General features: G+C 67.3%; 8 protein-coding genes. 6 read left to right on the top strand and 2 right to left on the bottom strand.

From position 1 onward, the window contains the following. Window positions 1-21 precede the first annotated feature (21 nt). Window positions 22-1,461 carry a hypothetical protein gene (locus ACX28W_RS19150; protein ID WP_459000192.1) on the bottom strand — a complete coding sequence of 480 codons (1,440 nt, stop codon included), beginning with the start codon at window positions 1,459-1,461 and terminating at the stop codon, window positions 22-24. A gap of 487 nt (window positions 1,462-1,948) precedes the next feature. Here ACX28W_RS19150 and ACX28W_RS19145 point away from each other — a divergent pair, with 487 nt between their 5' ends. Next, window positions 1,949-3,295: a DUF3500 domain-containing protein gene (locus ACX28W_RS19145; protein WP_459000191.1), complete on the top strand. Its 1,347-nt coding sequence runs from the start codon at window positions 1,949-1,951 to the stop codon at window positions 3,293-3,295. A gap of 360 nt (window positions 3,296-3,655) precedes the next feature. Beyond that, on the top strand, window positions 3,656-4,744 hold the full coding sequence (locus tag ACX28W_RS19140) for a lytic polysaccharide monooxygenase auxiliary activity family 9 protein (RefSeq protein WP_459000223.1): 1,089 nt from the start codon (window positions 3,656-3,658) through the stop codon (window positions 4,742-4,744). Window positions 4,745-4,958: 214 nt separating this feature from the next. On the opposite strand, the gene ACX28W_RS19135 is transcribed toward ACX28W_RS19140, so the two are convergent. Next, window positions 4,959-8,762 carry a GH92 family glycosyl hydrolase gene (locus tag ACX28W_RS19135; RefSeq protein ID WP_459000190.1) on the bottom strand — a complete coding sequence of 1,268 codons (3,804 nt, stop codon included), beginning with the start codon at window positions 8,760-8,762 and terminating at the stop codon, window positions 4,959-4,961. A 609-nt stretch (window positions 8,763-9,371) separates the two neighbouring features. On the opposite strand from ACX28W_RS19135, the gene ngcE reads away from it, so the two are divergent. The 4 genes from ngcE to ACX28W_RS19115 all read left to right on the top strand — a co-directional run bounded on the left by ngcE (window position 9,372) and on the right by ACX28W_RS19115 (window position 14,342). Further along, window positions 9,372-10,823, top strand: coding sequence for an N-acetylglucosamine/diacetylchitobiose ABC transporter substrate-binding protein (gene ngcE, locus ACX28W_RS19130; RefSeq protein ID WP_459000189.1), 1,452 nt, complete (start codon window positions 9,372-9,374; stop codon window positions 10,821-10,823). Between the two features lie 62 nt (window positions 10,824-10,885). Continuing rightward, window positions 10,886-11,809 carry a carbohydrate ABC transporter permease gene (locus tag ACX28W_RS19125; RefSeq protein ID WP_459000188.1) on the top strand — a complete coding sequence of 308 codons (924 nt, stop codon included), beginning with the start codon at window positions 10,886-10,888 and terminating at the stop codon, window positions 11,807-11,809. A 151-nt stretch (window positions 11,810-11,960) separates the two neighbouring features. Beyond that, entirely contained in the window at window positions 11,961-12,824 is an 864-nt protein-coding gene (locus ACX28W_RS19120) for a carbohydrate ABC transporter permease (RefSeq protein WP_459000222.1), read from the top strand. Between the two features lie 318 nt (window positions 12,825-13,142). Further along, window positions 13,143-14,342 carry an ROK family transcriptional regulator gene (locus ACX28W_RS19115; protein ID WP_459000187.1) on the top strand — a complete coding sequence of 400 codons (1,200 nt, stop codon included), beginning with the start codon at window positions 13,143-13,145 and terminating at the stop codon, window positions 14,340-14,342. The last annotated feature ends 39 nt before the right edge of the window (window positions 14,343-14,381 follow it).

Below are 14,381 nucleotides of genomic sequence, written 5' to 3'. Positions count from 1 at the left end.
CAGAGGTCCCCGGGCCCCGGGTCAGTGGGAGGTGGCGTGGCGCGGGTGCGAGCGGCGGTCACGGCCACGGCCGCCGTCATGGGGAGGGCGACCATCCATGTGGAAGCGGACGCGGCCGGGGCCCGGTCCGGCCAGCCCCGCCCTGAACAGTCCGTAGGTGATCCGCCGCCGTGCGGCCGCTTCCAGTTCGTCCCGTAGAGCGCCGTCGCGCAGAACCGCGTCGGGGCCCAGCAGGCCTTCGACGACGGCCAGCGCTCCGGCGATGTCGCCGTGGTGCAGGCGTTCCCGGACGCCGTCGAGGCAGCCGGGATGCCGGTGTGCCTGGTCGATCGCCTGGAGGCAGGGAAGCGGGGTACCGGTCAGTTCGGCCAGGAGTTCCTCCCGGCGGATCTCGGCCGGGTCGTGATCCAGCGGGGCCAGTACGCCGTTGACCAGACCGATCCGGTGCCGAGCTCCCCGGCACTCCACGAGGCGTGGTTGTCCCGACCGGTCCGGAGTCCGGTACGGACCGGTCGGCGCACGCCCCGGTACGAGAGCCGACGCGACCAGCGGGTGCAGCCGATCGACCTCGATCGAACCGGTGCGGATCAGTTCCAGGTCGGGTGGCACCCAGGTCGCCGCGTCGGGCAGGACCGGCAGCGCGGAGGCACCACCGTCCCTGGCCGCCCCCGCGATCCATAGTCCTGGAGGCCCTACACCGTCCCCGTCCACACCCACGTCCAGGTCCAGGAGCAGCCGATGTCGGGCCCCGACCCGCACGGTGACGGGACCGGTGGGCCGCCCCTCGGCGTGGAGCAGGATCCCCGCCTCGGCCGCCCACCGGTCGACGGCACAGCGGCGATCCGGCGGCACGATCCCCAGGACATCCGGGTTCACCACCGGACCGCCGTGGCCGGGCGGCCGATCGGCGCCGGACCGGATCCGCAGCTCATCGGCCCTGCCGGCGTCCCACAGATGGCGGTGCAGATCGAGGCGGAACCGCCGGTTGGGACGGGCGTGCGGATGACGGCGGGCATCGGTGCCCGCGTCGGGTGGGGATCCGTCCCACAGCGCGAGGCTGATCCGCTGACCGGCATCCGCCCAGGCCGGCGCGGTCCGGGCCACGAGGTGCACCGGGCGCGCGCCGTCAGGTCCGGCGGGGTCGTAGCGAGCCAGCGTGATGGTCAGCCCTGGGCGCAGGAGCCCGTGCGGAGCGATCCTCGGCATGTGCCAGCGCAGCAGGTCAGGAGCCAACCGGCGGAGATCGGACCGGACTTGGGCCGCGATTTCCTGGCCGTGTGCGCGCGCCACGGATCGCAGATTGAGATCGACATCGAAGCCTGCGGCGGCACACGCCCCCGCCCAGTCCCCGGTACACCGGCGGGCGGTCGCAGTCTCGATCATGGACGGCGGCACGGCGAACTCTCGCACGCGCAGCCAGAAGGAAAGGCGGGAATCCTCGTTCGCGATCTGAGTGAGCATCAGCACTCACCTTGCGCGGACGGGTCCCCCATTCTGTCAACAGAGTGAGTCGTCATCGCGGGGAGCGTATCGCTCCTCACTCCGATCTGCCAGATGTTTCCGGTCGGAGCGCACCCGGGCGGCAAGGCAACCGCTACCTGTGCCCACGCCATGAAGGTCAACCAAATTGTTGACACTCTCTTCGGTGGCGACATACCTTCACCAGCACCAGATCAAGGTGAGCGCCACGCGCGGGTGAGGGAACAGCCGCCCGTGCCGACGTGCGGTGGGGAGTGGTCCGTTGTCCTCAGGCCAGTCTTTCCGTGCGCACTCCCGGCCCGGCGTCGCACCTGCCGGCAGGCAGCGGTCCCGCGCCGCCCGCGTGCACGCTGCCCGCATCCTCGCCGCCCACCCCCACGCTTCAGGTTCGCCTCAGGTTGTCGCCCCAGAGTCGTGCGTGCCCGGCCGTCCGCAACGGACGCGCCCACGACGAAGGGACCCAGCGACGATGACGGAGCTCGACACCGGGGAGAGCGCGGCGACGGAGCCGCAGTCGGAGACGGGCCGTCGTGCCCACGCGAGCCGACGCAACTTCATGCGGAAGGTCTTCTTCGCCGGCGGCGCCACTGCTGTCGCGACGATGGGCGGCGCCGGAGCCTGGTCCGCACTCGCCGACGACACGACCACCACCGCCGACGCCTCCGCCACGCCGAGCGCCACGCCGAGCGGCGCACCCGGCGGCGGCCCGGGCGGCGGCACGGGCGGCCCCGGCAACATGACCATCACCGAGGACTTCTTCGGCCTGACGACCGACGGCAAGCGGATCGACGACCTCTACGCGATCCACTCCACCAAGGTCGCCACCGGTCCCGTGATCGCCGCCGCGAACGCCTTCCTCGCCGGACTCACCGACACCCAGAAGGCGGCGACGCAGTTCACCGTCCACTCCACCGAGTGGCGGATGTGGAGCAACGTCGACTCTTACGCCCGCCAGGGCGTCACCCTCGCGGACATGACGGCTACTCAGAAAGCCCTCGGTGCAGCCCTGTTGAAGTCGGCGCTCAGCGCGGACGGCCTGGAGACCACCGAGAAGATCCGCAAGATCAACCAGGCGGCCGGCGAGGCGATCGACAACACCACCTCCTTCAACGAGGACGCCTACTACTGGACGCTGATGGGCACCCCGTCGGCCACCGAGCCCTGGGGCTTCCAGTTCGACGGCCACCACCTGGTCATCAACTACTTCGTGCTCGGCGACCAGGTCGTCATGAGCCCCTGCTTCTGGGGCTCCGAGCCGACCTCGATGGAGATCGACGGCGAGACCGTGACGGTCTGCCACGAGGAGGTCGTGGCCGGCCTCGCTTTCATCAACTCCCTCACCGAGGCGCAGCGGAAGGTCGCCATCGAGTCCTCGACGAAGTCGAACGAGTCGATGAAGGCGGGCGCGTTCTCCGACAACGCGGTGCAGACGTACACCGGCATCCGCGGCAACGTCCTGAACGCCACCCAGAAGAAGAAACTTCTCGGCATCGTCGAGGCCTTCGTCGGCCGCGGCAAGGCCGATGTCGCGAAGGTGCGGATGGCCGAGGTCCGGGGGCACCTCGAGGACACCTACGTGACCTGGGCGGGAGGCGTCGCCGACGACTCCGCCTTCTATGTCCGGGTGCACAGCCCGGTCGTCTGGGTCGAGGTCGACTGTCAGGCTCCGGGCCCGCTCGCGGGCGCGTACGGCGCCACACAGGGCAGCGGCGCGACCCAGAAGCACGTCCACTCCATCATCCGCACGCCCAACGGCAACGACTACGGGAGGGAGCTCCTTCGGCAGCACTATCTGACGTCACCTCACCACCAGTGACATGACAACTCAGCTGGTTTCTCAGTCATAAGAAGATCAGCAACCGGTGGTTTCTCAGTCATAGCGAGGGCCGCATCCGCCGTGTGGGGGTGCGGCCCTCGTGCGTTCGGCCGCGTTGGGACGCGGTGCCGCGCCGGTCGTTACAGCGCTCCTGCGCCAGGCGTTTACGGCAGTCCCGTGCCGGGCGTTTACGGCAGTCCTGTGCCGGGCGTTTACAGCGGTTCCGGTGCGCGCTAATTTCCGAATGAGGTGGGAGCGCTCCCATCATGGCGGACCGGAACCCGCCCGGAGTGACTCCCACCTCACCCAGGTCTCTCCCGACACCGAGTGAAGGGCCTATCCGCCATGCCCGAGACTGTCATGCACGTGACAACATCCCGATTATCGCTACCCGTGCGCCTCCTGCGACCCTCACGCCGCAGAGCCTTCCTCCTCGTCCTGCTCGCCCTTCTCACCGCCCTCCCGGCCCTCGGCCTGGTCGTCACGTCCGGCGAGAAGGCGGCAGCCCACGGCACACCCATGAAGCCCGCCAGCCGCACCTTCCTGTGCTGGCAGGACGGGCTGACCGACACCGGGGAGATCAAACCCGTGAACCCGGCCTGCAAGGCGGCCCAGCAGGTGAGCGGCACCACGCCGTTCTACAACTGGTTCTCGGTACTCCGCTCGGACGGCGCGGGCCGCACTCGTGGCTTCGTCCCCGACGGCGAGCTGTGCAGCGGCGGCAACACCAACTTCACCGGCTTCAACCAGCCCCGCAGCGACTGGCCGCTCACCCACCTCACCTCGGGTGCGACCGTCGACTTCTCGTACAACGCGTGGGCCGCTCATCCGGGTTGGTTCTACGTCTACATCACCAAGGACGGCTTCGACCCGACGAAGACGCTCACCTGGAACGACATGGAGGAGCAGCCGTTCCTCACGGTCGACCACCCGCCGCTCAACGGCAGCCCGGGCACGGTCGAGGCCAACTACTCCTGGACGGGCACGCTTCCCGCGAACAAGTCGGGCCGCCACCTCGTCTATGTGGTCTGGCAGCGCTCGGACAGCGCGGAGACCTTCTACTCCTGCTCGGACGTCGTCTTCGACGGCGGCAACGGCGAAGTGACGGGCATTCACGACCCGGGCAACCCCACCGAGCCCCCGCCCGGCGCCTGCTCCGCGAGTCGTCGTACGACCAACAGCTGGAGCGGCGGCTACCAGTCCGAGGTGACCGTCACCAACACCGGCGACGTGCCCATGCTCGGCTGGATGGTCGACTGGTCACTGCCGAGCGGCCAGTCGGTCGCCAGCCTGTGGAGCGGCAACGCGACGTACAACGGCCAGGCGGTGATGGTGCACAACGCCGACTGGAACGGGGAGTTGGACCCAGGCGAGAGCACGACGTTCGGATACGTCGTCCAGGGCTCCGGCGGTGATCCGTCAACCACGCTTCCCTGCCGGGTCGGTTGACAGGCTCGGGGCGGACCGGGTGGGTGGTACGGGACTCACCCGGTCCGCGAGCCCGGACGGGCGGGAGGGGGGAGTGCCGGTCCGGGATGGTGCGTGGCTTGTCAAGAGAGCAGAGCGCGCGACAACGTTGTCCGATGGGCCTTGCGCATGACTCTACCGCCTCAACGGACAACGATGTCAAGCAAGTTCACTTGGTGCGGACGTGTGCCGCACCTCAGGCCAGTAGTTCCACCTCCGCGAGTGTCGCCTCGCCGTCGAGGACCAGGCGGTAGTGCGCGTACGAGCCCGGATGGGCAACCGAGAACGCTCGGGTCTGCTTGTCCCAGGTGAAGGACTCGCCGGAGCGCTGATCCAGGTCGGTCCACGTGCCGCCGTCCGACGAGCCCTGGAGGACCCAGCCGGTCGGAGCCCTGGTGTGATCCGACGACGACGTCAGGGTGTACTGAACGCCCTTGGTCATAGTGGTCGTCGGCAGCTCCACCGACGTGACGCTCGCGTCCGTCGCCGACGTGTTGTCGAAGAGCGCGCCCTCACTCCTGAGAGCGTCCGCACGCGGCGCGGGCACCTTGTCGTCCTGGGTGATCGACACGGGCGCCGCGTTCTTCGCGGTGCCCCATGAGGACGGCTTCGGGCCCATGTCGAACTCCAGGACTCCGCCCTTGGCAAGGAGCGAGTGCGGGAGCGAAGTCGACGTCCACGCCCTGCCATTGACCTTCAGGCCCTGCACGTACACGTTTTTCGCGCTGTTCTTCGGCGCCCTGACGACCAGGTCCTTGCCGTTCTCGAGATGGACCGTCGCTTTGGTGAACAGGGGGGAGCCGATGGCGTATTCGCCGCTGCCCATCACCAGCGGGTAGAAGCCGAGCGAGGAGAAGAGGTACCAGGCCGACTGCTCGCCGTTGTCCTCGTCGCCGTGATAGCCCTGCCCGATCTCGCTGCCGGTGTACAGACGGGACAGCACCTCGCGCACATTCTTCTGGGCCTTCCAAGGCTGACCCGCCGCGTCGTACATGTAATTCACATGGTGGGCCACCTGGTTGGAATGCCCGTACATGCCCATCCGTACGTCACGGGCCTCGGTCATCTCATGGATGACGCCGCCGTACGAGCCCACGAAGTCCGGCGAAGCCGTCTCGGGCGTGGCGAAGTACGTGTCGAGCTTCTCCGCCAGCCCGCTCCGGCCGCCGTACAGGTTGGCGAGACCACGCGAGTCCTGCGGCGCGGTGAAGGCGTACCCCCACCCATTTGTCTCGGTGTAGTCGTACCCCCACACGCGCGGGTCGTACGTCGACGAATCGACCCGCCAGTCGCCCGTCGCGTCCCGACCCTGGAAGAATCCGGCCTTCGAGTCGAAGAGATTGACGTAGTCCTGCGCCCGGTTCAGGAAGTACGCGGCCTCCTCCTTGTAATGCTTCTCGCCGGTCTTCTTGTAGAGCGCCTGGCCCATCTTTGCGATGCCGTAGTCGTTGAGGTAGCCCTCCAGCGCCCACGACAGGCCCTCGTGCGTGTCGGTGCTCGTGTAGCCGAGGAAGGGGGAGGTCGCCATGCCCTTGCGGCCCACGCCGGACGCCGGCGGGACGACCGTCGCGTTCTTCAGTGCCGCGTCGTATGCCGCCCGAGCGTCGAAGTCGACACCCTTCACGTACGCGTCCGCGAACGCCACGTCCGACGACGTGCCCGTCATCAGGTCCGCGTACCCGGGCGAGGACCAGCGGGAGGTCCAGCCGCCGTCCTTGTACTGCTGCACGAACCCGTCGACCATCTCGCCCGCCTGAGTGGGTGTCAGGAGCGAGTACGCCGGCCAGGTCGTCCGATAGGTGTCCCAGAAGCCGTTGTTGACGTACACCTTGCCGTCCACGATCTTCGCCCCGGTGTGTGTCGGGGTGTCCGGGCCCGGCATCGGCGAGAACGGCGACGCGTACTGGTACGTCGAACCGACCTTCTCGAAGCCCGAGTTGGGGTACAGGTACAGCCGGTACAAGCTGGAGTACAACGTGGTCAGCTGGTCCGGCGTCGCGCCCTCGACCTCGACCTTGCGCAGGATCCTGTCCCACTGCTGCTGGGCACGGGCCTTGACCGTTCCGAAGGACGTGCCCTCGGGGATCTCCTGGCGCAGGTTGTCCTTGGCCTGGTCGATGCTGATGAGCGAGGTCGCCAGGCGCAGCGTGACCGTACGGTCCTCGCCCGCGTCGAAGCGCAGATGGCCCTTGACCCCGCTGGACGAGCTGTCCGTCACCGGTGCATCGAACGCCCCGTACACGAACAGCCGGGTCGCTCCCGTCGACAGACCCGACTTCACGTCGGAGTAGCCGGTGAAGGTCCCGGTCGCCTTGTCGAGGGTCAGCCCCGCCTGCTCGGTCACGTTGTCGAAGAGCACGCTCGCGTCGTCACCGGGATAGGTGAAGCGCAGGGCCGCCGCGTGGTCCGTCGGCGCCAGCTCCGCCTTCAGCCCGTTCTCGAAGGTCACCCCGTAGTAGTACGGCCGTGCGGTCTCGTTCTCGTGCCGGAAGGCCAGCGCCCGTGCCGTGCGGCCGGTGTCCGGGGTCCCGGAGACGGCCGACGGCATCACCTGGAAGGTCTGCCGGTCGCCCATCCAGGGGCTCGGCTCATGGCTCGCGCTGAACGCCTGGATGGTGGGGAGGTTGTCCGCGTTGTTCGCACGTGCGTAGTCGTAGAGCCAGCTCAGCGAACCCGCATTGGTCACCGGCGTCCAGAAGTTGAAGCCGTGCGGCACGGCCGTCGCCGGGAAGTTGTTGCCGCGCGAGAAGCCACTGCTGGAGTTGGTGCCGCGGGTCGTCGACGCGTAGTCGGACAGATGCGCCTTGGGCTTCTCGGGCTGCTTCACGCGCAGCGCGACATCGTCCAGCCAGCCGCGGAACTTCGCCGGGCCCTTCGGGGAGTCGTACGCGACCAGGATCCGGTCCACCGTCCTCCCCGCCGCGACCGAACCGATCCGCGAGGCGACGTTGTTCCACTGGTTGACGTACAGCACCTCGGCCGCGCCCTGCCCTTGCGGCGTCAGCGCGAACCCGTGCTGGTCCGTCGCCTTCAGATCACTCAGATAGGTGCCATCGGTGAAGGCCAGGTCCACGGACACGTTCGTGGCGTCGTAGTCCCGGTCGCCGTCCGCCATCGATGGGAAGATCCGGTACGACAGCTCGGTGTCCCGCCCGACGGCCACGTTCACGTCGAAGACCTTGTTGTACGAGTAGGCCCGGCCGTCCGTCTTGTGCGTTCCGGCGTAGCGCAGGGCCCGCTTGCCCGTGAAGCCCGCGCCCGCCTTCGCGGTGGGGGAGCCGCTCGGGCCGCGGTCCACGAGCGAGAGCATGTCCTTGGGCGCCGGGTCGTCGCTGCCGCCCGTCGATAACTGGACCTCGGCGAGCTGGAGGAGGTCCGCACCCTTGTTCTTCGTGATGTCGAGCCGGAAGTGCTGGTATGCGACGGGGCCGGCGATGTCGTACGACTTCGTCTGGAACCGCTCACCGAAGGTTTCGCCGGTGCGCGTGTCGAGGGTCTGCCAGTCCTTGGCGTCATTGGAGCCCTGCAGGGTCCAGTCCTGAGGGTCGCGCTCGGCGTGGTCGTTGGCCGACGTCAGCGCGTACGTGACCGCCTTGACCGGGGCGTCCAGGTCGAACTCCGCCCAGCCGGTCGGCTCGAAGGTCAGCCACTTGGTGCTCGGCTCGCCGTCCACGAGGTTCTCCTTGACCTCCCCGCCGCCCGTGTTCTCGGCGCCGGCCCGGACGTCGGTGACGTGGTCGGTCACATTGCCGGGGATGCCGGTGCTGTAGCCGCCGTCGACGCCGGAGGCCCGCCGCGTACCGTCCGGTCCCGTATCCACGGTGTTCAACCAGTCCGGTGACGCATCACCCGATTCGAACGAGGAGGAGAACTGCCGTTCGGCGGTGGCCACTTGGGACGGTAGGGCAACGGCCGTGCCCTGCGAGGCGGCCACCAAGGCGAAAACGGCCACTCCGATTGCTGCCGGAAAACCCCGTCTGTACCGAGCTCCCTGCTGCATACGCAAGCACCCTCCCTTTTTTTGCGGCTCGGTTCACCTCCGGGGCGCCTGTGCCGGTGTCGAGAGCCCGATCGTGCTCAGCCCTTCGGGCCTCCGCGCGTTCGGGCTGTCGCCTCCGGCGCGCCCCTTCGGCTCACTCGCCGACGCTCGGACAACGTTGTCAACTTTGCTGCGCAAGGACCAGTAGGGAGTCAAGTTGTCAGTGATGTCAAGGCTGTTGGATGTGGCGTCCGGAGCGAATGTCGGGCGACCAGCTGCGCATTACTCCCCACGCGGGAGGTGACGCCCCGTTGATCTTCTTCGGGGGAACGTGCGGACGCCCCACATTTCCGCGAGGTCTCAACTCGGAAAAGACCCGCGGGCAAACCAGCATTCGATCTTGCTCAGCCGACGGGAAGTGGACTATACCTGTCGGCATCTGCCCGGCCGAGCGACGGTTGCGGACAGGTATGTATCGGGGGGAATCGGGCGGCGGCGGCCAGTGTCATCGGCCGTGATCGCCGCGTCGTCCCGCTGAATCCCTCATGCACGACCCCAGCTTGACCTAACCGCGGTGCCGGGGAGGATCCGGTTCACCGCCTGAGTCCTGGAGAAGGCGAGGACTTGAGCATGGGATCCACTTCCGCCGAGAACAGCAACCCCGAGGGTGTCGGCCGCCGTGATCTGATCAAGCGGTCGGCGGCACTAGGTCTGATCTCCGTGCCGACGATGAGCTTCCTGTCCGCCTGTGCGAGCAGTGACAGTGGCTCGGAGGACAAGGCCGAGGCCGGCAAGAAGACGACCAAGAATCCGCTGGGCGTCAACGAGACCGCCCCGCTCGCGGTCGTCATCTTCGACGGCGGTTTCGGTACGAAGTACGCGACCGACGCCAACGCCGAGTACAAGAAGGCGTACCCCAAGGTCAAGATCGATTTCCATAAGACCCAGAAGATCCAGTCCGAGCTTCAGCCCAAGTTCAACGGCGGCACGCCGCCCGACCTGATCGACAACTCCGGTGCCCAGCAGATGGACATGGGCGTCCTCGTCGGCAAGAAGCAGCTCGCCGACCTGACCCCGCTCCTCGACGCCCCGTCGGTCGACGACCCGGCGAAGAAGGTCCGCGACACGCTGCGCCCCGGCATCGTCGAGATGGGCCAGTTCGACGGCGACCCGGTGTGGATCATGTACTACGCGTACACGGTCTACGGCGTGTGGTACTCGCAGACCGCCCTCGACAAGCTCGACGCGACGTACCCCGAGGACTGGGACGCGATGCTGGCGCTGTGCGCGAAGGCGAAGAAGCAGGGCATCGCCGGCTGGACGTACGCGGGCAAGTACCCGTACTACCTGCCGTTCTCGCTCTCCCCCTTCATCGCCAAGATCGGCGGCCGGGAGGTACTCGACAAGATCGACAACCTGGAGCCCAACGCCTGGAAGGACCCGGCCGTCAAGGCCGCGTTCGAGGCCTACTACGAGCTCTACAAGAAGGGCTACATCCTCCAGGGCACCCCGGGCATCGACCACATCCAGTCGCAGACCGCCTGGGCCAAGGGCAAGGCGCTCTTCATCCCGAACGGGTCCTGGGTGGAGAACGAGTCCGCGAACGTGATCCCGAAGGACTTCAACCTGGCCGTCAGCGGTCCGTCCAGCCTCGACAGTTCCGACAAGATGCCGTTCGGCACCATCTGGGCCTCCGGCGGCGAGCCCTTCATCGTCCCGGCCAAGGCGGCCAACCCCACGGGCGGCATGGAGCAGCTGCGCATCATGCTCAGCGAGGCCTCGTCCAAGAACTTCACCAGCCAGGTGAAGTCGCTGAGCGCCTTCAACGGTGGCACCGACGGCATCACCCTGACCCCGGGCCTCAAGTCCGGTGTCGCGGCGCTGGAGAAGGCGGGCGACAACGTGGTCAACCCGCGGATGCAGGACTGGTACGTGAAGCTCCAGAAGGAGCAGATCGGTGTCTCCGGACTCGGCGAGATGATGGCAGGGCGACTGACCCCGGCCGAGGCCATCAAGAAGATCCAGGGCTACGCGGACGCGGCGGCCAAGGACCAGTCCATCAAGCACTACAAGCACCAGTAGCGGCGCGTGCCCATGCGTCATCAGCGGCGGCGGCATCCGCGAATCGATCGGGGTCGGTAACCATGCAACACGGCAAGTACCGGTTCATCGTGGGGTTCTTGGTGGCCCCCCTGGCGTTGTACGCGATCTTCGTGATCTGGCCCTTCATCCAGGCGATCTACTACTCGTTCACGGACTGGACCGGTCTGAGCCCCGACTTCAAGATGGTCGGATTCGCCAACTACACCAGAATGCTGAAGGACGACATCTTCTGGAAGTCGTTGCAGCACAGCCTGCTGTTCGCGGTGTTGCTGCCGCTGGTGACGCTGGGCCTCGCACTGTTCTTCGCCTTCATGCTCAATGTCGGTGGGCGGCGCGGAAAGGGCGCCGCCATCACCGGGGTGCGGGGCTCGGGTTTCTACAAGATCGCCTATTTCTTCCCGCAGGTGCTGTCGATCGCGATCGTCGCCCTGCTTTTCCAGTTCGCGTACAACCCGAACGACGGTGTGTTCAACGGGACGTTGAAGGCCGTCGGCCTCGGAAGCATTCAGCCGGACTGGCTGGGGGACCCGAATCTGGCCCTCTGGTGCGTCATGACGGTGCTCCTGTGGAGCACGGTCGGGTTCTTCGTCGTGCTGTTCTCGGCGGGAATGGCATCGATTCCGAATGATTTCTACGAGGCCGCGCTCCTCGACGGAGCCAGCCGATTCACCACCTTCTTCAAAATCACCCTTCCGCTGCTCTGGGACACTGTGCAGTCGGGATGGGTCTATATGGGAATCCTGGCCCTCGGCGCCGAGGCGTTCGCCGCCGTGCAGATCATGACCGTGGGCCCCGGCGGTCCCGACTACTCGACCACGGTCCTTCCGCTGTACGTGTACCAATCGGCGTTCCGTGACGCGAACGCCGCCTACGCGACAACGATCGGTGTCGCGCTCCTCGTCGTCACGCTGCTGTTCGCGGCGGTCGTGATGCGACTGGGCCGGCGCGAGCGGCTGGAGTTCTGATGCTGTGTCTTCCCGGGGGCCAACCCCCGCACCCCCGGCCGAAACGCACGTCGGACCCGGCGCCCGGCGCTCCCTTGCGAGGTGAACAGCGGTGAAGACGACCGACACCCCCCCTCCGTCCGCCGACCCGGTCGAGGACCGCCCCCGGGTGATGAAGACGAAGGCCGCGCCGGAGAAGGCGAAGAGCAGTGAGGGCGGTGTCCTCAACGCCTTCTCGCACGGCATTCTCATCATCTGGGCGATCATGGTCGTCCTGCCGCTCCTGTGGGCGGTGATGACGTCCTTCAAGGACGACGACTCCATCTTCAGCTCGCCCTGGTCGCTGCCGGACAAGCTGCACTTCGACAACTGGTCGCGTGCCTGGTCGCAGGCGCACATGAGCGACTACTTCGGCAACACGCTCATCGTGGTCGGCTTCTCGCTGGCCGGCACGCTCGTTCTCGGCTCGATGGCGGCCTACGTACTCGCCCGCTTCGACTTCCCGGGCAACCGCTTCATCTACTTCCTCTTCGTCGGAGGGCTGAGCTTCCCGGTCATGCTGGCCCTGGTGCCCCTGTTCTATGTGCTGAACAACATGCGCCTGCTGAACACGCTCCCGGGCCTGATCCTCGTCTACATCGCCTACTCGCTGCCCTTCACGGTCTTCTTCCTGACCTCGTTCTTCAGGACACTGCCGACCTCGATAGCCGAGGCGGCGTTCGTCGACGGGGCCTCGCACACCAGGACGTTCTTCCAGATCATGCTGCCGATGGCCAAGCCGGGTCTGATCAGCGTCGGCATCTTCAACTTCCTGGGCCAGTGGAACCAGTACATGCTCCCGACGGTGCTGAACACCGACCCGGACAAGAAGGTGCTCTCCCAGGGCCTCGTGGAGCTGGCGACCAGCCAGGGATACAAGGGCGACTGGTCGGGCCTGTTCGCCGGCCTGGTGATGGCGATGCTCCCGGTGCTGGCCGCGTACATCATCTTCCAGCGGCAGGTCGTGCAGGGGTTGACCGCGGGCGCGCTGAAGTAACGACCCGGACCCTTGGTAACAACTGACCCGGACCCCTGGTAACAACTTGTGAGTGATCCGGTGTGACGTGGACCACAGGGTGGCTTCTGCGGTCCTGGGCCCGAAAACGGGCCACTGCCCTTGCGGGGCACCGGTGGCAGCGGGCTCCGGCAGGCCACGACCCCGGTTCACGCCTGACGCGGGTCCCCTGCACGAGTGCTCATCCACGCGGATGCAGCTCAACCTCTTGACGGGAGGTAACCCAAACGGCTCAGCTTAGAGTTCACTAGTTGGACATAGGCGGGGCCTCGCCGTGGCGGCCTCGCGCGGGAGGTCGTCGTGGAGACTCCGGGGTCGCAGTCGTCGCTGCACAGAGCCAATCTGGAGCGCGTCGTGCGTGCGGTGCGCCTTGCCGGTTCGCTCACGCAGGCGGAGATCGCGAGGACGACGGGCCTGTCCGCCGCGACCGTCTCCAATATCGTTCGGGAACTCAAGGACCGCGGAACGGTCGAGGTCACACCCACTTCGGCGGGCGGCCGAAGAGCCCGCAGCGTGTCCCTGAGCGGTGACGCCGGGATCGTCATCGGAGTCGACTTCGGGCATACGCATTTGCGCGTCGCGGTCGGAAACCTCGCCCACCAGGTGCTGGCCGAGGAGGCGGAACCGCTGGATGTGGACGCCTCCGCCGCACAGGGCTTCGACCGGGCGGAAGAGCTGGTCAGCCGCCTGATCGCGGCGACCGGAGTGGACCGTTCCAAGATCGCGGGCGTGGGGCTCGGCGTGCCGGGTCCGATCGACGTCGAGTCGGGCACCCTCGGGTCCACCGCGATCCTGCCGGGCTGGACCGGTGCGAAACCCGCCGAGGAGCTGCGGGGGCGCCTCGGAGTGCCCGTACACGTGGACAATGATGCGAATCTGGGCGCGCTCGGCGAGTTGGTCTGGGGGAGTGGGCGCGGGGTCAAGGACCTGGCGTACATCAAGGTCGCGAGCGGTGTCGGTGCCGGGCTGGTGATCAGCGGCAAGATCTATCGCGGCCCCGGCGGCACGGCGGGGGAGATCGGCCACATCACCCTGGATGAATCCGGCCCCGTCTGCCGCTGCGGCAACCGGGGCTGTCTGGAGACCTTCGCGGCGGCGCGCTATGTGCTGCCGCTGCTCCAGTCCAGTCACGGCAGCGATCTGACCATGGAGGGTGTCGTCAGACTGGCACGGGACGGGGATCCGGGCTGCCGTCGGGTGATCGCCGATGTCGGCCGTCACATCGGGAGCGGGGTGGCGAATCTTTGCAATCTGTTGAACCCGAGCCGGGTGGTTCTCGGTGGTGATCTGGCCGAGGCCGGAGAGCTCGTTCTGGGGCCCATCAGAGAGTCGGTGAGCAGGTATGCGATCCCCAGTGCGGCACGCCAACTCTCCGTGCTGCCAGGGGCACTTGGGGGTCGCGCGGAGGTGCTCGGTGCGCTTGCTCTCGCGCTGAGCGAGATGGGCGATTCGACCCTCTTGGACGGCTCGCTGTCCGGGGCCACCCCTGTCTTCACTTAGAGAACGCAAGGCGCCGTTGCCATCTCGTTAAGTATTTAC

The sequence above is a fragment of the Streptomyces sp. SD15 genome (assembly GCF_054462255.1).
Note: the sequence above shows the minus strand (reverse complement) of the source record. Positions and strands in the feature narration are given on the sequence as shown.

Excerpts from the sequence above, each read along its gene's own strand:
- ACX28W_RS19125 (WP_459000188.1), top strand. The coding sequence starts at position 10,886 with ATGCAACACGGCAAGTACCGGTTCATCGTGGGGTTCTTGGTGGCCCCC.
- ACX28W_RS19120 (WP_459000222.1), top strand. The coding sequence starts at position 11,961 with ATGAAGACGAAGGCCGCGCCGGAGAAGGCGAAGAGCAGTGAGGGCGGT.
- ACX28W_RS19140 (WP_459000223.1), top strand. The coding sequence starts at position 3,656 with ATGCACGTGACAACATCCCGATTATCGCTACCCGTGCGCCTCCTGCGA.
- ACX28W_RS19150 (WP_459000192.1), bottom strand. The coding sequence starts at position 1,461 with ATGCTCACTCAGATCGCGAACGAGGATTCCCGCCTTTCCTTCTGGCTG.
- ACX28W_RS19135 (WP_459000190.1), bottom strand. The coding sequence starts at position 8,762 with ATGCAGCAGGGAGCTCGGTACAGACGGGGTTTTCCGGCAGCAATCGGA.
- ACX28W_RS19145 (WP_459000191.1), top strand. The coding sequence starts at position 1,949 with ATGACGGAGCTCGACACCGGGGAGAGCGCGGCGACGGAGCCGCAGTCG.
- ngcE (WP_459000189.1), top strand. The coding sequence starts at position 9,372 with ATGGGATCCACTTCCGCCGAGAACAGCAACCCCGAGGGTGTCGGCCGC.